12 protein-coding genes and 1 pseudogene are annotated in these 23782 nt (G+C 31.9%); 9 read left to right on the top strand and 4 right to left on the bottom strand.

What is annotated here, in order from left to right; all coding sequences use genetic code 11:
* Positions 1 to 43: 43 nt before the first annotated feature.
* The 4 genes from glmU to guaB form a co-directional block, all read right to left on the bottom strand.
* Positions 44 to 1414, bottom strand: coding sequence for a bifunctional UDP-N-acetylglucosamine diphosphorylase/glucosamine-1-phosphate N-acetyltransferase GlmU (gene glmU / locus AOQ87_RS02195; RefSeq protein ID WP_080626641.1), 1371 nt, complete (start codon positions 1412 to 1414; stop codon positions 44 to 46).
* Positions 1415 to 2219: 805 nt separating this feature from the next.
* Entirely contained in the window at positions 2220 to 4094 is a 1875-nt protein-coding gene (gene mnmG, locus AOQ87_RS02190; RefSeq protein WP_080626640.1) for a tRNA uridine-5-carboxymethylaminomethyl(34) synthesis enzyme MnmG, read from the bottom strand.
* Positions 4095 to 4311: 217 nt separating this feature from the next.
* Complete coding sequence (gene guaA / locus AOQ87_RS02185) at positions 4312 to 5871, bottom strand: glutamine-hydrolyzing GMP synthase (protein ID WP_080626639.1); 1560 nt, start codon at positions 5869 to 5871, stop codon at positions 4312 to 4314.
* Between the two features lie 23 nt (positions 5872 to 5894).
* Positions 5895 to 7370, bottom strand: a complete 1476-nt coding sequence (gene guaB, locus AOQ87_RS02180; RefSeq protein ID WP_080626638.1) for an IMP dehydrogenase — start codon at positions 7368 to 7370, stop codon at positions 5895 to 5897.
* Positions 7371 to 8408: 1038 nt separating this feature from the next.
* On the opposite strand from guaB, the gene aceE reads away from it, so the two are divergent.
* The 9 genes and pseudogenes from aceE (at position 8409) to xthA (ending at position 22694) form a co-directional block, all read left to right on the top strand.
* Positions 8409 to 11084 carry a pyruvate dehydrogenase (acetyl-transferring), homodimeric type gene (gene aceE, locus AOQ87_RS02175; protein WP_080626637.1) on the top strand — a complete coding sequence of 892 codons (2676 nt, stop codon included), beginning with the start codon at positions 8409 to 8411 and terminating at the stop codon, positions 11082 to 11084.
* Positions 11085 to 11101: 17 nt separating this feature from the next.
* On the top strand, positions 11102 to 12403 hold the full coding sequence (locus AOQ87_RS02170) for a 2-oxo acid dehydrogenase subunit E2 (protein ID WP_185751042.1): 1302 nt from the start codon (positions 11102 to 11104) through the stop codon (positions 12401 to 12403).
* 135 nt (positions 12404 to 12538) lie between these two features.
* Positions 12539 to 14008, top strand: a complete 1470-nt coding sequence (gene lpdA / locus AOQ87_RS02165; RefSeq protein ID WP_080626706.1) for a dihydrolipoyl dehydrogenase — start codon at positions 12539 to 12541, stop codon at positions 14006 to 14008.
* A 359-nt stretch (positions 14009 to 14367) separates the two neighbouring features.
* Positions 14368 to 15042, top strand: a complete 675-nt coding sequence (gene rpiA, locus AOQ87_RS02160) for a ribose-5-phosphate isomerase RpiA (protein ID WP_039719761.1) — start codon at positions 14368 to 14370, stop codon at positions 15040 to 15042.
* Positions 15043 to 15506: 464 nt separating this feature from the next.
* Complete coding sequence (locus tag AOQ87_RS02155; RefSeq protein WP_080626635.1) at positions 15507 to 16694, top strand: FAD-dependent monooxygenase; 1188 nt, start codon at positions 15507 to 15509, stop codon at positions 16692 to 16694.
* Between the two features lie 710 nt (positions 16695 to 17404).
* Positions 17405 to 19128: pseudogene (recJ, locus tag AOQ87_RS02150) on the top strand (single-stranded-DNA-specific exonuclease RecJ).
* Positions 19129 to 19176: 48 nt separating this feature from the next.
* The gene (prfB, locus tag AOQ87_RS02145; protein WP_080626705.1) at positions 19177 to 20286 is read left to right on the top strand and encodes a peptide chain release factor 2; all 1110 of its coding nucleotides are present in this window, start codon (positions 19177 to 19179) and stop codon (positions 20284 to 20286) included.
* 34 nt (positions 20287 to 20320) lie between these two features.
* On the top strand, positions 20321 to 21793 hold the full coding sequence (lysS, locus tag AOQ87_RS02140) for a lysine--tRNA ligase (RefSeq protein ID WP_080626634.1): 1473 nt from the start codon (positions 20321 to 20323) through the stop codon (positions 21791 to 21793).
* Between the two features lie 94 nt (positions 21794 to 21887).
* Positions 21888 to 22694, top strand: a complete 807-nt coding sequence (gene xthA / locus AOQ87_RS02135; RefSeq protein ID WP_080626633.1) for an exodeoxyribonuclease III — start codon at positions 21888 to 21890, stop codon at positions 22692 to 22694.
* Positions 22695 to 23782 lie beyond the last annotated feature (1088 nt).

The following is a 23782-nucleotide window of genomic DNA, read 5'->3' as shown; positions in this document are numbered from 1 at the left end:
TACTCCAGATGTTTATTTAAGATTTGTAATTTACTGTAGATCTTTACTTCTTCAAAGTTCCTTTCCAATTCTTTATATGTTTTTGTCTTATTCTGCTGATCACGAGATCATTCTCTTTTACGTCACGTGTCAACGTTGTCCCAGCTCCAATTGTCGCATTTTTTTGAATTGTTATAGGGGCGACCAGTTGACTATCTGAACCTATAAATACATTATCTTCTATATGTGTTTGAAATTTGTTCGCTCCATCGTAGTTACAAGTGATCACTCCAGCGCCTATGTTGACATGAGATCCGACTGTTGAATCCCCTAGATAACTTAAATGTTTAGCTTTCGAATGTGAGCCAAAGATCGTATTTTTAATTTCTACGAAATTTCCAACTTCTGATCGTTCCTTCAATACACTGTTATTCCTAAGGTATGTAAATGGTCCGACCGTACAATCTTTTGAAACAATTGAATTTTCTATAATAGTGTACGGATGGATGATTGAATTTTCCGATATTGTACAGTCTTTTAATATGCAACCTGATCCTATATAAACATCGTTTCCTAAGATAACTTTACCAACTATCATAACGTCGTTGTCTATGTATACATCTTTTCCATACTTTATTTTTCCTCGTAGATCAAATCTAGATATATCAGAGATCATCAATCCAGATAGTAAAAGTTTTTTAGCTTGACGTTCTTGGTAGTGTTTTTCTAAATTCATCAACTGAAACAAATTGTTAATTCCATGTATTTCGATTGATTCCATTGGATAGATCGTGCTAATTTTACATCTCTCTTCGCTGGCTAAAGCTACGATATCGGTCAATCGATATTCTTTTTGAATATTTTCGTTGTTAATCAAATGAACCCATTTTTTTAAAAAATAAGTGTTAGCAATGAATATTCCAGAATATACTTCTTTTATTTTCCATTCGTCTTGACATATTTCAATATCTTCAATTATCTTTACAACTTCGCCGTTCTTTCGCAAAATTCTTCCGTAACCATTTGGATCTTTTACAAAAGCAGTTAACAGACTAATTACACTGCCATCCTTGGAAAGGATGAGTCTTTCTATCGTTTCCTTAGAAATCAAAGGAACATCTCCATACAATACGATAATGTCCGATCCATCATCGAAATAGTGCATTACTTTACGAAGAGCATATCCTGTTCCTAATTGATGTTTTTGAAAAATCAACTTTATTTTTTTATTAAAAAATATTTTTTTCAGAAATCTATTTTCTTCATGACATACTAAATAAATATCCGATATCTTCTTTACAGAAAGAGCAGTATCCACTACATGCTGTAGAATCATCTTCCCGCCAATGCTATGAAGAACTTTTGGTACTTTCGAACACATACGTACGCTTTTTCCAGCTGCTAATATAACAATATTTCGATTGGATGATTTCATGATACTATTATCTTCCTGAATATATGAAAGTTCATTAACTTATTATCGGATCTCATTCTTTACTTTTAAGTAAAGTTTTTACAATTATGTGTATATAAAGAAAATAAAAAAAGGAAAAATATGAGATATATTTTCACTACTTCAAATTCTTTGTAATAAAGCTCGTTTATCGAAACGTGACTTTTATAAGATCAACTTTCTTATTAAGTTTTACCGTCATGGTACACTTTAAATGTATCCATTTTTGGATGGTATCTTCCAAATTCAGTTACATATTTTCGTTTATTTCTGTCCTTTTAACGTTAAAATTAAGAGCATCTTTATACTCCTGACATATTTATTATCAGTCGCAATCTTGTCCTCTTTTTTAAGAATAACATCATACAAATACCGATTACGCACAAATTTTTAATGTTGTTGGATACATTCAAAGATATGTGATATTTTATGTTTATATCACATCATGTATTTTGAAAGATATACAAAAAATGATCATAAACACACCGCTGAATTTTCAAAATTCTCTACCATAGAACATTTGATTTCATATCTGTTAGCGATTAAAATTTTTTCTGAAATGAGTAATATGCAAAACTTATCAATTTAAATTAAAATTTTTATCTTTTGTGAAAACTTCAATTAAATCGTAATAACTTCAAATGTACGGAAATTTAAAAAAAATTACATCCTCTTTTTTTTCGTGTAATACTCCCCTGTTAAAGAAATCCTTCAAAATTTATTATTCTTTTTTAAAAAGTGATCAAAATATCCATCCATCTTCGATGATATATGAATATTATTAAGATCATATTAAACCTTGTTTTTTCATCCAAATCAGCAATATGGATATGGCTGACGGAGTAACTCCAGATATCCTAGAAGCTTGACCAATAGAGTTAGGTTTATGTTTATTTAACTTATATAACACTTCATTCGATAATCCTGGTATTTTTTGATATTTAATTGTAATAGGTATTTTGATACCATCAAAAAAGTTTCTTTTTTTGATTTCCAACATCTGTTTCTTAATATATCCACGATATTTAATTTGATTTTCCAGTATTTTTTGGATATGCATTTTTCCATCTGTAGATAAAATTCCGCATTGAACTAACTTTTCACATGTAATCTCTGGTCTCTTCAGGAGATCCTCTATACTTGTATCTTTTTTAAGATGAGAACATAACATTCCACTTATCAACTCAATCTTTTTAGAATCTTTTTTTAAAAATGTATTACGGAATCTAAATGATTCTCTTCTAATAAGTTCAACTTTTCTTTGTAAACATTTGAACCTTTCCTTTCTAACAACTCCTAAAGCATATCCTAACTCTGTTAAACGTAAATCAGCATTATCTTCTCTAAGAGAGAGTCTATATTCTGATCTTGCTGTAAACATTCGATACGGTTCTTCTGTTCCTATAGTGCAAAGATCATCTATCATGACTCCAATATATGCTTGATCTCTTCTTGGATACCATTGATATCTTTTCTTAACACACAGCGCAGCATTTAATCCGGCTAATAAACCTTGTGATGCTGCTTCTTCATAACCAGTTGTTCCATTGATTTGTCCGGCTAAGAATAATCCATCGATAACCTTGCTTTCTAAAGTTTGTTTCAGATCGTTTGGATCGAAACAGTCATACTCTACAGCGTATCCTGGATCAATAATTTTTGCTTTTTCTAAACCACATATAGAACGTACAAATTTTTCTTGTATTTCGATTGGTAAACTTGTAGAAATCCCATTTGGATAGATTTTTCTACTCCTGAAACCTTCTTGTTCAAGGAAAATATGATGAGATGGCTGATGAGTGAATTTAACAACCTTATCTTCGATGGATGGACAATACCTTGGTCCTATACCTTGAATTTTCCCTGAATAAATTGGACTCTTATGTAAATTTTCCAAAATTATCTGATGAGTATTACTGTTTGTGTGAGTAATATAGCATGAAATTTGTTTGAGATGTTCCTTTCGTTTTCTTAGAAAAGAGAAATAAGAAATAGGGTCATCTCCCGACTGTTTTTCTAGTTTAGAAAAATCAACAGTTTTTATATCTATCCTTGGAGGTGTACCAGTTTTTAGTCTTCTCGTTCTAAATGGAAGTCGTCTAAGTTGTTCTGCTAACATGATAGAAGATTTATCTCTGAGTCTTCCTCCTGAAAAATTCTCTGAACCTATGTGAATTTTTCCATTTAAGAATGTTCCAGTAGTCAATACAACTGATTTAGAAAGAAAACAGACATCTTCTTCAGTAATGATTCCTGAAACTTGATTTCCTTCAAGAAGTAATTTCTTAACAGATTGTTCTAAGATAAATATATTTTTCTGTTCTCTTATTTGGTTAACGATAGATTTCTTGTACAATTTTCTATCGACTTGAACTCTCGTAGATTGTACAGCCGAACCTTTTCTTGAATTCAACGTTTTAAAATGTATTCCAGATTCATCTGCAGCAATGGCCATCATTCCATCTAACGCATCAATTTCTTTGACAAGCTGTCCTTTTCCAATGCCTCCAATTGAAGGGTTACAAGAAAGTTCTCCGATCTTTTGCACATTATGAGTAATCAATAAAACTCTGCAGCCGAATTTAGAGGAAGCGAAAGCTGCCTCTGATCCAGCGTGTCCCCCTCCAACAATAATTACATCGAAATTTCTTGTCGTTCTCATATTTCAATATAAAAACTAAATATAATGCATTTATCATTCTTCAAATAGTGTTGGGTAGTTAAGCAAAAATTTTTTATCGAACAGATAACTTTGAACGTTTTCATGAAGTTTATAGTTCATGGATTGAAATGTGCCTATTTCCCATATGAAATATGTTTTAAAACTATTTGATCATATTAAATATAAAATGTCATCTTCTCAGTCGTCATCTATCCTTTTATTCCCATTCGATTGTAGACGGTGGTTTGCTGCTGATATCGTACACTACCCTCGAAATCGACTCTACTTCGTTAATTATTCTATTTGAAACTTTTTCTAGTAATTTGCGAGGTAAATAGACCCAATCAGCAGTCATAAAATCGTCGGTTTTCACAGCTCTTAAAGATACGATCCATTCATATCTTCTATTATCTCCCATGATTCCTACGGATTTTACAGGTATAAACACAGCGAAAGCTTGACTAACTTTATCGTATAATTTACTTTCTAAAAGTTCTTCGGTGAATATATAATCGACTTTTCGAACTATCTCACAGTATCTTTCTTTAACTTCGCCTAAAATTCTTATAGACATGCCTGGACCCGGAAACGGGTGACCATATATAATACGATTAGAGAGTCCAAATTTCTTTGCTATTTCTTGAACCTCATCCTTAAACAGGTTTTTTATCGGCTCGAGCAATTTTAGTGATCTGCTTAATCCTATCAATCCACCAACATTATGATGAGATTTAATATTCTTTTTATTCTGCGATTGAGATTCGATTATATCTGGACAGATAGTACCTTGTGCAAACCATCGTACATTTTTTCTTATTCTTGCTTGTTCATTAAATATTTCTGTAAACAATTTACCAACAATCATCCTTTTCTTTTCGGGAGAATGAATACCTCGAAGAGCAATAAAAAAACGATTTTTTGCCGATACTACTATGAGATTGAAGTCAAATTTAGAAGAATATTTTGAAACTCTATTTAATTCATTATGACGAAGCAATCCTGTATCAACAAATACACAAAATAAATTTTTACCAATGGCTTGATGAATTAAAATTGCAGTTACAAGAGAATCTATTCCTCCAGAAAAAGCTAGAATCACTTGATCGTTTTTTACTCGATTTCGTATTCTTTGAACTATGTGAGAAATTGATCGGTCTAATTTCCAAGTACTCTTACATTTACAGATGTTTATCACAAATTGACTAAGAATCCTTCTACCTTGGTTGGTATGAGTTACTTCTGGATGAAACTGTACCCCATAAAGTCTTCTCTTCTCGTTTCCAATGATCGCATAACGACAGTTTTTTGTACTAGCAAAATTTTGAAAATCTTTTGGAATATCTGCAATGATATCCGAATGACTCATCCAAACTTGCAGTATCGAATTTCCTAGATCATCTAGATAATCATAAATACCTTGAGTTAACGAGCATTGTCGATGTATCAATAGTTCTGCTCGACCAAATTCTTTACGATTCGACGTAATTGATTTGCCATGGAAATGAAGAGATATAACGTGCATTCCGTAACAGATTCCCAATATAGGAACTCCAGATTCAAATATAAAATTATACGAACCTTGATAATCTTTCTTAACTACACTATCTGGACTTCCAGAGAGTATTATACCTTGTGGTAGATCTCTAGAGATATTCTTTTTTGAATCGTCTAAAACACAGATTCTGCAATATACTCCCATTTCTCGAATTCTTCTTGCAATCAACATACTATATTGAGAACCGAAATCGATAATTAATATGGTATTTTTTCGCAACATTTTTTATGTATCACGTAATTTAATTATTTCAATTTAAATATCTCTAACTGGTTTCGATAAGATAAAGAATCCCCTAACATATCCGTTCCATGCGCATGATTTTCTTTTATTCCAGATTGACTGATCGTTATAAACTCTGTATTGAGACGAAGTTGATTAATATTGTTGCAACCGGTTAATCTCATACAAGAACGAAGTCCACCTATGATTTTATGAACAACGTCTTTCAAGAATCCTTTATATAGAATCTTTCTTTCTACTCCTTCTGGAACAAATTGTCCTGTTTCTTTTGTATTTAATTGAAAATATCGATCATAAGAACCATGTACCATAGATTTTTTTGAACCCATTCCACGGTACTGTCTGTAAAATCCATCTTTATATATCACTAATTTTCCAATAGACTCCTTCGTACCTGCCAAAACAGATCCTAACATGACACATTTAGCTCCAGCAGCTATCGCTTTTCCAACATCTCCGGAAAATCTAATTCCCCCATCTGCAATTATCGGAATTTCAGTTTTAGATAAAGCTTCTGAAGATTCAGAGATAGCAGTAATTTGAGGTATTCCGACTCCAGTTACTATTCTTGTAGTACATATTGATCCTGGTCCTATTCCTACTTTAACCGCATCAGCACCTGCTTGTACCAAATCTAACGCTCCTTTTGAGGTAGCAACATTTCCTCCAATAATTGGCAAATTTGGATATTTTTTTTTAGTCTCAAATATTTTTCTCAATACAATATCAGAATGTCCATGAGAGGAATCTATCAATATTACATCTACTTCAGATTCAATCAACTCTTTAATTCTATCATCATTTTCGTTAGCACTAATTGCTGCTCCAACTCTTAATCTCCCTCTCTTATCTTTACAAGCACGAAAGTTTTTTTCATCCTTTGAAGATACTTCTATCGAGAACATTCCCATTATATCCTTACAATTATTGATTATTAAAGCATATTTGGAACGATCGCTAATCATTTTATGAAACACATCCACATACTTTTCTTGCTCTTCAACGATGCTTATTTTATATTTAGAAAATATTTTGCAGCTTGGATGATTGATATTCTTCGGAAAATCTATATTTCTTACGATACTAAAGGACACGAATTTTTTTTCTTCAATTCTATATTGCATCGTGTGTTTTGATTCCGCTGTTTTAAAAATTTGTAAAATAGTTGAATTAGATTGAAAATACCAATTATCTGTAGTTTCAACCTGATAATTTTTAACCTTCTTGACTTCTTCTGATTGATTTTGAATGGTCATATTCTTGTGAATAAAACCGATTCCTCCAGATTGAGCTAATTCAATAGACAACTCTGATTCTGCAAGGGTATCCATAGATGCAGAGATAATCGGAATATTAAGTTGAATTTCTTTAGTGAGATGGGTTGATAAATCAATAGAATCTGAAACGATTGTCGAATATGCTGGAACTAACAGAACATCATCAAACGTCAATCCTTTTATTTTTTTGATTCTTAACATGAGCAAAATTTACCTTATCTTATAAAAAATAACGCTTTCAAATTATACATTTGAAATATCTTTAACTCTAGTTTTTTAATAAAATTATGAGAGACTTACGAGTAAAATTAAGAAATAAAAATCAATTTGATCGTTAATCACGTAATAAGTTCGTGATGAATAACAACTTTCAATTGATTTTATAATATGATCATCTTTGAAATCTAATAGTTCAAATTCAATATATTACACTAAAACAGTGATGAACTTTAAAATATGCAGGATTTTAATTGATTTCCATTTAACTTTAAATTTTTTTGAAGATAAAGTAATATTTCTTACCTTGTAATTTTTTTTTAAATTTATCAGATACCATTTTACAGAACGACAAAAATTTTTATTCATTGGTCTAATGATGTTAAAAATAAGTGATTTATATTTTTGTTAAATCAACGAAGTTTAAGGAATTGTCATCCTGTGAAAAAAAAAGAAATATAATAGAGATTCATATATGAATAATTATCTTATAACTATTAGGTTATTCAACGATCCTACAACAGTAAATCGTTTAATATCTATTTTACGAATGGAATAGTAAGATCGATACAATTCTTTTTCTTTCATATACCATCTTCATCTTTTCTAGAATCTTATATAGATCTTAAATCTTGCTACAAGAAAAACCTACTTTAAAAGATACAATGTTCAAAACGATAAAGATTTAAAATGTAGATTATTAGAATACTAGATTTTAAAAATTATATATATTCGTCAGATCAAATAATTATCGTTTAGAATTCATGAAGATCGGAGAAACTTCATAAATATGCGTAATAAAGTATAATACCAGGTTCTACGAGATTATAAGAACAATATTCGATTCATATGAATATCCTTATAATCTGATACTTTTACCTTTTAGAATGTTTGAATGTTCAGTGATCTAAATATAAGAACAGTAAAAATTTAGGTATATTTATATCGAAAAAAAAGTTATCAATTATTGAATTATAAGCAATTTAAAAATAAGATCTATAAAAAATAAGAAGGAAACAACTTATGAGGAATGAATCAAATCAAGATATGGACCAAACAGAAATTGTTGAATGGTTACAGTCGATCGAATGGGTTTTTCATAACGAAGGTGCAGATCGTTGTCGGTATATCATACAAAAATTGTCGAACTATGTTCAACAAAGTTCGGGATCTTTCTTTTCAGAAATAATGGAACAAGATTATATTAATACCATTCCTTCTGATAGAGAACCGATTTACCCAGGTGAGCTAAACCTTGAAGAAAGAATATGTAACATAATACGTTGGAACGCAATTATGATGGTTCTAAAAGCGTCTCAAAAAAATCTCAATCTTGGAGGTCATATATCATCTTTTCAATCATGTGCAACAATATATGAAGTATGTTTTAATCATTTTTTTCGAGCGAGAAACAGTTTTCTAAAGCAAGAAGGAGATTTGATCTATTTTCAAGGCCATATCTCTCCAGGAATTTATTCTAGAGCTTTCTTAGAAGGTCGTATAACTGAAAAACAAATCAACTATTTTAGACAAGAGATTGAAAGCGACTTTGGATTACCTTCTTATCCACATCCTAGACTTTTGCCAGAATTTTGGCAATTTCCAACGGTCTCGATGGGTCTTGGAGCTATTAGTTCTATTTATCAAGCCAAATTTTTAAAATATTTGTATAAAAGAGGATTAAAAGATACTTCAGAACAAAAGGTATATGCATTTTTAGGGGATGGCGAAATGGATGAACCAGAATCGAAAGGAGCTATCACAATCGCTTCTAGAGAAAATTTGGATAATTTAATCTTTGTAATCAATTGTAATTTGCAAAGATTAGATGGTCCAGTTTGGGGTAACGGTAAAATCATTAATGAACTTAGTCGACTGTTTATTGGAGCTGGTTGGAATGTGATTAAAGTTATTTGGGGAAGCAAATGGGACAACCTTTTTAAAAAGGATATCTCTGGAAAACTAATTTGTCTTATTAACCAAACCAATGATGGAGATTATCAAAATCTTAGGTCTAAAGATGGAGAATATATACGAAAGAATTTTTTCAATCGATATTTAGAAACAGAGAAATTAGTACAAAATATGACAGATGAACAAATTCGATCTTATTCATTAAATCTCGGTGGTCACGATCCTAAAAAAATATATTCTGCTTTTCAACTTGCCCAAAAAAGTTTTGGAAAACCTAGCGTCATTTTGATACAGACGATAAAAGGACACGGAATGGGAGAAGTTGCGGAAGGAAGGAATATTGCTCATCAAATTAAGGATATTAGCTTGCAAGATATGAAACGTTTCAGAGATAGATTTAATATACCAGTTTCAGATCGGGAAATATTGAACTTCCCAATTGTTTCGCTAAAAGAAGGTTCAGAAGAGCACCGTTACATTCATTCTTGTAGAAAAAAGTTGGGAGGATATATCCCAAAAAGGATTGCAAGATTTACACGGAAAATAGATGTACCATCCTTAAATATTTTTAACAGTCTTCTAAAAAAACAGGGTAGAATGTCTACTACAATGGCGTTTATAAGAGCATTTAACATTATGTTAAAATGTGATTCTATCAAGAACAGATTGTCGTTGATCATTGCTGATGAAGGAAGAACTTTTGGAATGGAAGGATTGTTTCGTCAAATCGGAATATATAACGCGTTTGGTCAAAAATATATTCCACAAGATAAAAATAGTTTGATATATTACAGAGAGGATGAAAAAGGAATTATCTTACAAGAAGGAATTAGTGAGCTTGGCGCTTGTGCTTCTTGGATTTCTGCATCTACCTCTTATAGTAATAACGATTTTCCAATGATCGCTTTCTACATATATTACTCTATGTTCGGTTTTCAGAGAGTTGGTGATTTATTATGGGCAGCAGGTGATCAGCAAGCTAGAGGTTTCTTGATCGGAGGAACTTCTGGGAGGACTACATTGAACGGAGAGGGACTACAACATGAGGATGGTCACAGTCATATTCAATCGTTAACTGTTCCAAATTGTATTTCTTATGATCCATCTTATACATATGAAGTTGCCGTTATCTTACAGGATGGAATAAATAGAATGTATGGAGATCAACAGGAAAATATATACTACTATATGACCGTGTTGAATGAAAATTATGAGATGCCTCCTATGCCAGATGGAGTGGAGGAAGGTATTCGAAGAGGAATTTACAAGATAGATCATTTGGAAGGAAGAAATGGAGCTGTACAGTTATTGGGATCAGGATCTGTTCTTCGACATGTGAGAAAAGCTGCATTAATTCTTTCTAATGAATATGAAATTTCATCTACTGTATATAGCGTAACTTCTTTTACAGAATTATGTAGAGATGGGCAAGATTGTGAAAGATGGAATATGTTGCATCCATTGAAAAAAAAGAAGATTCCATATGTTACCACCGTAATGAACAGTGATCCTGCTGTTGCAGCGACTGATTATATGAAAACGTTCGCTGATCAAATTCGTCCATATATTCCATCAAAAAGTTACAAGGTCTTAGGTACGGACGGTTTTGGACGTTCCGACAGCAGAGAAAACCTTCGAGATTACTTCGAGATTAGTACGAACTATATTGTATTAGCTGCTCTCAATGAGTTATCCGATCAGAAAAAGATAGATAAAGTTACGGTATATGAAGCTATTAAAAAATATAACATTAATCCTGAAAAAATTAACCCACGTTTAGTATGAACATTGAGGTGATATAAGTGTTCGTTGATATTCGGATGCCAGAAATTGGAGTAGATGAAGCGGAAGTCACTGATATTCTGGTTCAAGTTGGAGAAAAAGTTAGCCTAGAGCAACCTTTAATAATGATAGAAGGTGAGAAAGTATCGATGGAATTGCCTTCTCCTGATTCTGGAGTAGTTAAAGAAATCAAGATATCTAAGGGAGATATTCTTAAAAAAGATATGTTGATAATGGTTCTTAAAAGTCATGTTAAAAAAGAAGAGGAATCGACCCTATCAAACGATAAAATTTATCAATATCATCAACCCCTAAAAGTAAGAGATGATCATCCTGAATATACTAAACAATCTACTATTGGTGACGAAAAAAATGATATTGAAAAAAATCAATTTTTACATGCAACGCCATTAGTCAGGAGGTTATCTAGAAAATTCAATGTGGATCTGAAAAACATAAAAGGATCTGGAAAGAAATGTCGCATTCTTCCAGAAGATGTTTTTCAATATGTTAAAGAAGCGGTTAATAGGTTCAATTTATCTTTTTATAATAATGACAACAACAAGAGTTCTTCAGAAAGTAATATGTCTGAAAGTCTTGTTATTGAGAAAAAGATAGAAGAATTCAAAATCTTAAAAATGAACCATATTCAAAAAAATTCTTGTAAGAATTTGGTCGAAACATGGAAAAAAGTTCCTCATGTAACAATTTTCGGAGAGGTGGATGTCGAAGAGTTGAACTCTTTTAGGAAGCTGTATAGAAGAAAGATAAAAGAAGAAGATAAATCATCTAAAATTACAATGCTACCATTCTTCCTAAAAGCGGTTTCCAAGATCATGAAAGAATTTCCTATTTTCAACAGTGAAATATCGAATAACCTTGGAGAAATTATTTTAAAAAAAGATATCAATATAGGGATTGCAGTTAATACAGATTTCGGTCTTTTAGTTCCTGTTATTAAAAATGTAGACCGAATGGATATTTTTGAAATATCTAAAGTTATAGGAGATATGTCTGAACAAGCTAGATCAGGAAGATTATTTCCCAAAGATATGCAAAAAGGTGGATTCACAATATCAAATCTTGGAGGATTAGGTCCTACAAATGGTTTTACCCCGATTGTTAATTCTCCAGAGGTAGCTATTCTTGGACTTTCAAGATCTTTCATGAAACCTATTTGGGATGGTTCAAAATTCTTAGCAAAATTAACGATGCCGGTTTCACTATCTTTTGATCATAGAATCATTAATGGAGCAGAAGGAGTAAAATTTATAGAAAGAATCTCGTTTCTTATACAAGATCTCAGAAATTTGTTGATGTAGAGAGATCATTTCCTTATTTACTTTAATTTATAGATATCTTTCTAGGGACAAAATCAAAGATTTTCAAGATAAATTGGATGAGTTGAAATCTGTTCATACATAATCATGTTTGATCAAACACAAATGGGAGATTATATGCAATCAAAATTTAAAACTCAAGTAGTGGTTCTAGGATCAGGACCTGCTGGATATTCTTCCGCATTCCGTTGTGCCGATTTAGGATTACAAACAATTTTAGTAGAACGTTTCAGTAAAGTTGGAGGAGTTTGTTTGAACGTTGGTTGTATTCCATCAAAAACTCTTTTAAATATCTCTAAGATTATTCAAGAATCAAATTGGTTGTTTAATTCAGGTATCTTATGTATGGAAAATAAGATCTGTGTTCAAAAGATCAGAGAGTTAAAAGAAAAGGTAGTTTCAAGAATTGCAAATAATCTCTATAAGATGATATGTGATAGAAAAATTAAATTTATTCAAGGAAATGGGAAGTTTATCAGTTCTAATTCCATCATGGTAGAAAATGAGGAAGAAGATTATGAGATTTCTTTCGAAAACGCCATTATTGCAACTGGATCTCATCCAACTAAATTACCTAGAACTGTGGATATTCTAGATATGGATTCTGATGGTAATAAAAAGATATGGAGTTCTGATCAAGCATTAGAGATACGAGAAATACCGAAATCTATTTTGGTGATAGGAGGAGGTATAATCGGATTAGAAATTGGAACTATATATCATACTTTAGGATCAAAGATAGATATAGTAGAAGTTGAAGAACGATTGTTACCAATGGTGGAAGATGAAGTATCTCAATTCTATATGAAAGACGTGAGCAAAAAATTTAATATTATGCTCAACACGAGGGTTACAAAAATTTTATATAATCAAAAGGAAATATCAGTAATTATGAAGGATAGAGTGAATCAAGATATAACAAAGAAATATGATAAATTGCTGTTAGCAATCGGTCGTACTCCAAACTCTGATTCAATCAATCTTGATAAAATTGGTATTTCGATAGATGAAAAAGGATTCATTAAAACAAATTCTCAAATGAAAACGAATATATCACATATATATGCTGTAGGAGATGTAGCTGGATCACCTATGTTAGCACATAAAGGCATGCATGAAGGTCATATCGCAGCAGAGGTTATCTACGGTATGAACCATTATTTCGATCCATATATTATACCATCTATCGCTTATACCGATCCCGAAATAGCTTGGTTAGGATTAACTGAGGAAGAAGCAAAAAGACAAAATATAGTTTTTGAGACATCCACAGTACCATGGGGTGCGTTGGGAAAAGCGATTTCTTCAAATCATACAAATGGTATGACGAAAATCATCTTTGATAAAAAAACTAAAAGAATCTTGGGAGGATCTATCGTTGGAGTAAATGGTGGAGAACTTATAGGAGAAATTGGATTAGCTATAGAGATGGGATGTAGTGCAGAAGATATCGCTTTGACTATTCATGCGCATCCAACTTTATATGAATCTATAGGAATGGCTTCAAAAATGTTCGAAGGAAGCATCACAGACTTACCGAACAAAAAATCGATGATATATAAAGAATATGAAAATAAAAAATGTTAGTTTCTTTACAAGCCGATCAACTCCATGATCATCATTTAAAAATGATGGTATTGTACTTTCAAAAAGGTTTTTATCTTGATTTCACATAGAAAACAAAGGAACCATTTAAAATGAGTTATTTTAGCAGATTCTAAAGATAACAATTTATTTAACATGTTAGCAATTTTGAAATCTATTTAAAATTTTTAAAAATTAACAGAAAATATGAAAAGGATAATATTCTTATGATATAACAGTGTTCGTCCTAATAAAATCGATGGATTTATCGATCATATTATGAGAATAAATAGCTGATAATTTAATCATTTAGTACAAAGATTTTTACAATTAATCAGATGCGATAAATTTTTGGAAAAAATATGACCTGGAACGATTTTAAAAAAATGGCAGGGATGGCTGCTTTAGAATATGTTAAAGAAGGTATGATAATTGGGGTTGGAACAGGATCTACTGTATCTTACTTCATAGATGGTCTAAAATATAAAAAAAATATCATTCGTGGAGCAGTATCTAGCTCAATATCTTCCACAAACAAATTAAGAAAGATCGGGATCTCCATAATCGATAGTAACGATGTAGACTATGTTGATATATATGTGGATGGCGTAGATGAGTTTAACAAAAATTTAATGATGATAAAAGGAGGGGGAGCAGCCCTTACAAGGGAAAAAGTGATAGCAGGAATGGCAAAAAAATTCATTGCTATCGCTGATGAATCTAAAAAGGTTTCTATACTTGGTAAATCATCTCTTCCGGTAGAAGTTATTCCAATGGCAAAATCTTATGTGATCAGGGAATTAAAAAAGTTAGGAGGAATTCCGAGACATAGAAAACATGTCGTCACAGATAATGGGAATATTATTGTAGATGTATACCATTTGAAGATATTCAATCCAACACTGTTGGAAGATAAAATTAATTCCATTGCTGGAGTGATAACAGTTGGATTGTTTGCAAACAGACCCGCCGATATCGTCCTCCTTGCAACGCATCGAGGAATAGAAAGATTTATCTATGATGAATATAAGAGCTGAACGACTTCTGAATTTGGAAATTAATGCGCTTAATATTCATTTCAATAAGGTAGAATTTCAAAATAAGATTTTAAAGTATCTATCTTTTTTTTTAAATCGATCGAATGAACAGATTAAATGAATCACTTTTCAAAAAATTTTTCGTTTCAAATTCTACTACATCAATTTCATCGTTCATTTTTTTTAAAAATTGCTAAATCGTTTTAATATTGTAGAACGAACTAAGGACTGATCTTTCAGAGAATCTGTTTTTAAAATACATTTTTCATCATTCCTCTCAATAGGTAAAATCCTAATTTCACTTCACATAATTTTTGAATATAACCATCTATTACATTTTGATATGTTTGATAAGGATTCATCGTATTGATTTTATCTCATGATCGTAAGCCACTTTTTTTAAACTATTGAAGAACGTTACAGCGTGATGCAAAAATATTTTTTTTAGAGATAACTTTAAAAATATGACAATAATTATCGTTGGTGGAGGTTTAACAGGAATCTCTTTAACTTTATTCTTAAGATATTTTTGTAGAAAAGATCTAGAAATTGATTTAATTGAAAACGGCGGTACGAAGAAAAATCATTCTATTCTTCAAGAAAGAACGATTTTTCTCAATAAAAGTACGTTACAGAAATTTAAAAAAATCAAAGCACTATCCGATATTCGTAATCATATCTATCCTGTAAAGAGTATTTATATTTCTAAACATGGATGCAAAAATCTTCTTAAGATTTCTTCCGAAGAATATCTATCTTGTCCATTCTTCGGATGTACGACGTTGTTATCGAAAGTTAAAAGATATCTATTTAAAAAAGTTCAATTGATTTCAAATAAATCAACCAGGATACATCATCCAGATCAAGTAAATCACATAAAATATCATAAGAATTATATTTCAGCGCGATTGAAGAGCGGAAAGATTCTTCGAGCAAAATTATTAATTTCATCTTGTAAAATTAATACAGACAACGGGAGATATGGAATTCAATGGTCTGAAAAATGCAGACAATTTGCTACTTTTATGAAATTCAATACTGAAAAACCTTTTTGTGGAGTTTCTATTGAGAGATTCACAAAAAATGGATCCTTAGCCGTCCTACCAAACGGTACAAATCATGGTACTCTAATCTGGTTCTACGATAAAGATATAAAAAATAACATTGATAGGTTAAGTAAAGAAAGTTTCGTCCGAAAAGTGGAGGAGGAGTTACCGTTCTTTAATAATATTTTTGGAAAAATTCAGAATTTAAGTCGAAGATCGAGTTTTCCAATATATGTTTCAACACCCGATAGTGTGGTAAATCATAGGCTCATATTAATTGGAAACGCTGCACAAACCGTGCACCCTATCGCTGGGCAAGGATTCAACTTAATTGTAAGAGATATATACGAACTATCTCAAATTATTTCGAAATCGATGAAAAAAAGTGAAGATTTCGGAAGCTACATGATTCTACAAAAATATCGAGAAAAAAGAAAGATGGATCGCATTAGAGTCGTCCAAATGACCAATATGTTGTCAGAAATATACAATTCATCGTTTTATTCCTACCTCTTTAACATATTTTTCAAATTTTTTTCCGTTTCTCCGGATTATTTAAGAAAAAAATTGATTAGAAGAATTTTAAATACTTTACACATAATTTGATTGTTTTAGAAAATGTTTTGATTTTGATCACGGTGAATTACAATCCTGGTTTTTACATTTATTTTGTTTAGGAGAGAATATTATATGTTCCGTAGTTTTAAATTAAGTTCTCTAAATTCGACCTTAAGTATGAATTTTATCTTAGATATACCTTTCTGAAGATCTCATAGAGAATTCTTCATAACTTTCATATTTAATGCTAACAATGAAAGCTCTTCATGTGACGGATATCTGAATAGAGAAAATTATAAGATTATCAAGGGATACGTAGGAATAAATTAAAAAACTATCTGAAGATTTTAAAGAGATATCAAAGATATAAAAAGGACGCAATCGAACAAGATTTTTGGTTTTACGATTGGATTTTTGAGTGTATCAAACCATAATTTTCCATGTTTTTAAACAATCATATTTCAAGATAAAAGCATTGTTTCTGGAAAGATCATAAAAACCTTCTAGGCGATTAAAAAGATCAAAAAAATATTAAAGGAGGTTCCTAAAAGTACCGTATACTAGATGGATCGTTTAATAATAGATTTCTCAAACATTTTTAAAAACGTAATTTATAAAGTTAGGTTTAAAATTGTATGTTCTTTCGCCTAATGGTAGTTGTATTATATCGGTAAAACTATTATCATTAGGATCGTTTGTTCGAACATTTCAACCGTAAACATTTTTAACAGAAAAGATAGAAACATACGATAAAAGACATGAAATTGATCCGAAGAGAGAAAAAAGGAGATTGTAAGTTAAATAACCTACCTTCCATATTGCAACGGATATATTCCTCAAGAGGAATATCTTCTGAAGAGGATTTAGAATTAAGCATAAGATCTCTTTTAGACTACAGATTATTGACTGATATAAAAAAGGCGGTCAATCTTCTGATACGAGCTTTGTATGATAAATGGAGAATTGTCGTAGTAGGAGATTTTGACGTTGACGGGGCGACTAGCACTGCCCTGTTGATACGGATATTGAAGAAATTAGGATACAATAGTGTCGATTATTTCATACCAAACCGATTTAAAGATGGATACGGGCTAACCAAAACGACCGTACAAAAGGTTATAAAAAAAAAGTTCAACTGATCATCACCGTAGATAATGGAATTTCTGCCCATGAGGGAGTGGTGTATGCTAGAAAGAACGGAGTTAAGGTAATCATCACCGATCATCATCTTCCAGAAGAAATTCTTCCTGAAGCAGACGCGATAGTGAATCCAAACTTACCAAATTCAAATTTTCCATCCAAATCGTTGGCTGGAGTTGGAGTGAGTTTCTATCTTATGCTCGCATTAAGATCTAAACTAAATCAAATAGGATGGTTTAAAAAAAGATCTATAGAAGTTCCAAATTTAGCAAATTTTTTAGATTTAGTTGCATTAGGAACCATATCTGATCTTGTCCCATTGGATAAAAACAATCGTATACTTGTCCATCACGGATTAAGGAGAATTAGATTTGGAATGTGTTGTATCGGAATAAAGATGCTCATCACAATTTCCAGGATTGATATTAAGACGGTTGTTTCGAATGATCTTAGTTTCACAGTTAGTCCAAAGTTAAATGCTGCTGGAAGGTTAGATGATATGTCAATCAGCGTAGCTTTATTGATAACAGATGATGAGAGTTCAGCTAAAACGATTGCGGTTAAATTAAATAATCTCAATGAATCTAGAAAGAAAATAGAAGAGAACATGCAAAGAGAAGCTTATGAGATATTTGATGAACTTAACCTGAACAAAACGATTTTGCCAAAAGTTTTAGTCATGTATTATCCGACATGGCATCAAGGAATCATAGGTATCCTTGCTTCGAGAATAAAAGAATACTTCAACAGGCCTACAATAATCTTCGCCAGATCACAACATGGTATCCTAAAGGGTTCGGGAAGATCGATAGATGGGTTACATATAAAAAATATTATAGAACAAATGGATCAGCTATATCCGGGATTAATATTAAAATTTGGAGGTCATAGAATGGCGGCTGGTTTGACGATAGAAGAAGATAAATTTCAAATTTTTCAGAATAAATTTGTTCGCCTGACCGAAAAAATACTGAATCATGCTACGTTGAAGAACGTCATCTTAAGTGATGGAGAGTTAAAAGGAAAAGATTTTTCGATTGAGACAGCTGAACTGATCAGGTACGCAGGTCCATGGGGTCCTGGTTTCCCAGAGCCTATTTTCGATGGAAAATTCTTGATATTGAGAAAAAAAATCCTCAAAAAAAAGCACCTTAAAGTGAAGTTAAAATTACTTGAAGAACAGAGGGAGTTCAATGGAATAGTTTTTAACTACGAGTCTAAATGTCCTTTCGATTGTAACGGATTAGTAAGAGCAGCATATAAGATAGATGTTAACTATAGGTATTGTTACGGAGATAAAGTGCAATTACTAATTCAATATTTATGGCCAATTGAAGATTAAACAACGGTAATGGATCAAATTATTCAACGAATCGAATTGCTATCTAGAATGGAAATTAAGAATATAATAGAACGTTTTAAAAGATCTGTCAAAGCATTTCAAGATCTTAAAAGAACCTTCAAAAATGAAGGAGGATGGTGCGATCTAAATATCTTGAAGTATGAAGATTGTTCGAAGAATCGTGATGAGAACAGATCGGAGAAATTCGAAGTAATGCGACGATCGATTAATAAGAAGATTGAGATCGAGAAGATAAAAAGGGTAGAAGAAGGTTTAGAAAATATCAGAATTTTAATTGATTTTCTAATAGAAAACAAAGATGAGGATTTTTTAAATGAAGCTTTTCAAAAGATATCAGAAGTTCAATCAAAAATTGAAGATATAAGGTTGATTCGACTATTTTCAAAAAAAAATGATTTTTGTAATTGCTATATAGATCTACAGTCTGGATCTGGAGGAATAGATTCTCAAGACTGGACAAATATGTTGATGAGGATGTATTTAAAATGGGCTGGATTAAAAAAATTTCGATCGCACATATTAGATATCTCATATGGAGAGTTAACAGGAATCAAATCATCTACTCTTATGATACAAGGAAAATATGCTTACGGATGGTTGAGAACAGAAACAGGAATCCACAGGTTAGTTCGAAAGAGTCCGTTTGATTCTTCAGGAAGAAGACATACTTCTTTTTCTTCCGTATTCGTGTATCCTGAGATATCAGATGATAAGAACCAGGAAATCGAAATCAAATCTCATGACTTGAGAATCGAATCTTATCGATCTTCTGGAGCTGGAGGACAACATACTAATAAAACAGAATCAGCAATTAGGATCACACATATTCCAACCGGGATAGTTACACAGTGTCAAAATGATAGATCGCAGCATAGAAATAAAGAACATGCTTTAAGACAACTACGAAATAAATTATGTGAAATTAAGGAAAAAGAAAAACAAGAGAACCAAAAAATTATCGAGAATAGCAAGTTTGATATAACTTGGGGTCATCAAATACGTTCTTACGTCCTAGATCATTCAAGAGTAAAAGATTTAAGAACTGGAACAGAAGATAGAAATGTACAGTCTATTTTGAACGGAAAGATTGATAAATTCATCATAGCAAATTTAAATAAAGAAAATATACCTTTGTAAAAAAAAAAGATAAATAATCGGTCTTCACGAAAGAATGAAAACAAAAATTGTAGGAAATAATATAAGAAGATATCACTCATTGTGTCGACACAAAGGGTTTAAGAGAGACCACTTATCTAAAGATTTATATAATAAATTCTATCAAATAGAAAGAAAAAAATTAATAAGTTTGGAGAATCATGTTTCTGTAGCAGGAAGGATGATCTCCAGAAGAATTCTTGGAAGAGCATCTTTCTTCACGTTGCGAGACTTTTCAGGAACGATCCAAGTGTATGTTTCAGTGAACACCGTCAAAGAAAAGTTCTATGAACATCATTTTAAAAAATGGAATTTAGGGGACATAGTAGGGGTGTATGGAAGATTGTTTAAGACCAAAGTAGGTGAATTGACCATAGATTGTCAGAGAATCTACTTGTTGTCCAAATCGTATCGTACGATATCGAGCAAATTCTACAGACTAAAAAATAGAGAGATCCAACATAGAAATCGATGTTTAGATCTTATTTCTAATGAGGACTCTAAAGAAATTTTTATTGTTCGATCCAAAATTATTAACTGGATACGCCAATTTATGAACCGAAGAGGGTTCATAGAGGTGGAAACTCCGATCATGCAACCGATACCTGGCGGAGCTTTAGCAAAACCTTTCATCACTCATCATAATACATTAAATACTGAACTATATTTAAGGATATCTCCGGAGCTATATCTAAAGAGATTGATCATCGGAGGATTCGAAAAGATTTTTGAAATCGGTAAGAACTTTAGAAACGAAGGGATATCAAGAGTGCACAATCCAGAATTTACAATGATGGAGATGTACGAAGTTTATAAAAACTATTTAGATCTTATGAAGTTTGTCGAACTTCTATTGAAGAAGATTGCTCGATCAATGCTCAAAACAAGCAAGGTAAAACATGGAGAAAATTTTTTAGACTTCGATAAAGATTTCGAAAAGATTACTATGAAAGAGTCCATCTTGAGAAATATCTCCGATGAATTCTCTGAAAAGGATTTGAACGATAAGGATAAAATTATCATGATTGCCAAATCGTATGAAGTCAAAATCGATGATACGGATCAGTTAGGTAAAATACAGTATAAAATTTTTGAGAAGGTAGTAGAAAAAAAACTGGTACAACCAACTTTTGTTACGGAGTATCCTATCGAAGTATCTCCTTTATCAAAAAGAAAAGAAGATGATCCTTCGATCGCAGAAAGGTTCGAACTTTTCATAGGAGGATATGAGGTCGCCAACGGATTCTCTGAACTGAACGATCCGATCGATCAGTTAAGTCGATTTATCCAACAGCGTAGAGAAAATCGATCAGGTGTGGTTGATCAAGATTATTCTTACGATGAAGATTATATCTCCGCTTTGGAATATGGATTACCTCCTACAGCTGGGTTAGGTATAGGAATCGATAGATTGGTCATGTTGCTGACAGATCGCTGTTCTATTCGGGATGTGATATTCTTTCCAATCCTTAGAAAGAATGATACATAGAGCTTGTTATTTTATGATCAATACGATCATTTTGAAAAATATTAAACGAAAAGATATTTAAAAATTTTTAATACAGTTAACGGAAGATCGTCGAATGAAATTCGTCTCTTTTAACATCAACGGTATTCGAGCGCATATACATCAACTTTATGCAGTCATCGAAAAATATGATCCAGATATCATTGGATTGCAGGAAACTAGGGTGGAGAATGGACTTTTTCCGATAGAAAAATTTGTCAATTTCAACTACCACATATATCTTAACGGACAGAAATCTCGCTGCGGAGTTGCTCTGTTCAGTAAAAAAAAGTTGGTTGATGTCGACATAAAGTTTTTCGAAAAGGATTTTTTCGAAGAATGTCGTATCATATCGGCGAACATCCTTTTGAAGGAGAAGACGATTCATATAGTGAACATCTATTCTCCACAAGGTGGTTATAAAAAGAACAAGGATAAGTTTGAAAAAAAAAGGAGATTTTATCAAGATTTAACCAAATATGTTCGTGCGACGATCGGCAGAAATGAGAACATAGTTGTTATGGGAGATATGAACATCAGTCCGGATGAACAAGACATTGGAATTAGCGAATATCATCGGAATAAATGGATAAAAATTGGAAAATGTGCTTTTCTTCCGGAAGAACGAATTTGGATGCAAGAGTTGAAGTCTTCTGGACTTTCTGATACTTTCAGAAAAAAAAGTGGCGAAACTGAAAAAAGATTTTCTTGGTTCGATTATCGTTCGAATGGGTTCCTTAGAAATATCGGTTTAAGGATCGATCTGATACTTTCTTCAAAAGAATTATTTAATATATGTCAGAGTTCCGGGATAGATTATTCTATTCGAAATATGATCAGATCATCTGATCATGCTCCGGTATGGGCTGATTTCAAGATATGATGGCTCAAACATACATCGTATGTTCTAGCTATGATATCTGGATCATCCAAGGTCTTTTCTTCAAAACGCTATACTGAACGACAGAATAACTTCTTCGTCATTTAAGTACTTCGATGTGGGAATTTTTGAAACTCATCTTTCTCATTTTCAAACCTGTTCTTCACCTGTTCAAATTGATAGGGAAGTTAACCGCCTTTCTCCTAAATATTTTGATCATCCTCGTTCTAATCGTCGTCTTGATGTTATATCGAGAAAACAAAAGATCTCACGAAGAGGATTATGGAACGTTAGTTTTTAATTTAAACGATATGATTGTCAATCATATCCGTTCTTACGATAAAGCTCATGTATCGATTCGATCGTCATCATTTCGACTACGATCAACTCACCCAGAATAAATCGCTGTTTTAAATTATCGAATCCATACGAAAATTCGTGACATCAAGAGATCAACGGGTGTTTCAAGATCGTACGGTTGAATTACGGTAGATCGATCTTCTACACGATGTATCATTGAACGTAAACTAAGGATCAGGAGAATTACCCTATCTTATTATCCAGGTAGTATCAGAAACAAAAATGTATCCATCAGGTATGAAAGACCAACCTTTAAAGTTTGTTCTAATTATTGTAGGTATTTTAAGGAGTTCTTGGAAGAATCAGATGTGATTGTTAAAATGATTTTTATGGAAGGATAGTTTGAACCGTAGAATCACTTAACATGGATGACACATCGTGAATCTTAAAAAATAATCTGATTTACTTGATCGATCATAGATCGTTGCATCAACGTATATCGATGGAAACAGAATGTTTCGAAGATAAACTGTTGAAATATAGAGGGATCTGTAGATATCGTAGTGAATTTGTACAAATCATAGTATTCTTTAAAACTAGGATGAACATTCAAACGTGAATACATAATTTATAAGAGATGTCATCGAAACATCGAAAGATAAGTTTGTTCTTAACATCGATCGTTGGAATTGATAATCAATCGTCTTGCAGATGGATCAGGTTTCGAAAAATTGAAAATATGTTCGATCTCTCCGAGAGGATGAAAAATATGTGATCGCACCTGTGAAAGA

This window comes from Candidatus Riesia pediculischaeffi (genome assembly GCF_002073895.1).
GTDB lineage: Bacteria > Pseudomonadota > Gammaproteobacteria > Enterobacterales > Enterobacteriaceae > Riesia > Riesia pediculischaeffi.
The sequence above is the reverse complement of the archived record's forward strand: the minus strand, read 5'-3'. Positions and strand labels throughout refer to the sequence as shown.

Coding starts and splice junctions, on each gene's coding strand:
- glmU (WP_080626641.1), bottom strand. CDS start 1,414: ATGAAATCATCCAATCGAAATATTGTTATATTAGCAGCTGGAAAAAGC.
- prfB (WP_080626705.1), top strand. CDS start 19,177: ATGGAAATTAAGAATATAATAGAACGTTTTAAAAGATCTGTCAAAGCA.
- mnmG (WP_080626640.1), bottom strand. CDS start 4,094: ATGAGAACGACAAGAAATTTCGATGTAATTATTGTTGGAGGGGGACAC.
- AOQ87_RS02155 (WP_080626635.1), top strand. CDS start 15,507: ATGACAATAATTATCGTTGGTGGAGGTTTAACAGGAATCTCTTTAACT.
- xthA (WP_080626633.1), top strand. CDS start 21,888: ATGAAATTCGTCTCTTTTAACATCAACGGTATTCGAGCGCATATACAT.
- aceE (WP_080626637.1), top strand. CDS start 8,409: ATGAGGAATGAATCAAATCAAGATATGGACCAAACAGAAATTGTTGAA.
- lpdA (WP_080626706.1), top strand. CDS start 12,539: ATGCAATCAAAATTTAAAACTCAAGTAGTGGTTCTAGGATCAGGACCT.
- lysS (WP_080626634.1), top strand. CDS start 20,321: ATGAAAACAAAAATTGTAGGAAATAATATAAGAAGATATCACTCATTG.
- rpiA (WP_039719761.1), top strand. CDS start 14,368: ATGACCTGGAACGATTTTAAAAAAATGGCAGGGATGGCTGCTTTAGAA.
- guaA (WP_080626639.1), bottom strand. CDS start 5,871: ATGTTGCGAAAAAATACCATATTAATTATCGATTTCGGTTCTCAATAT.
- guaB (WP_080626638.1), bottom strand. CDS start 7,370: ATGTTAAGAATCAAAAAAATAAAAGGATTGACGTTTGATGATGTTCTG.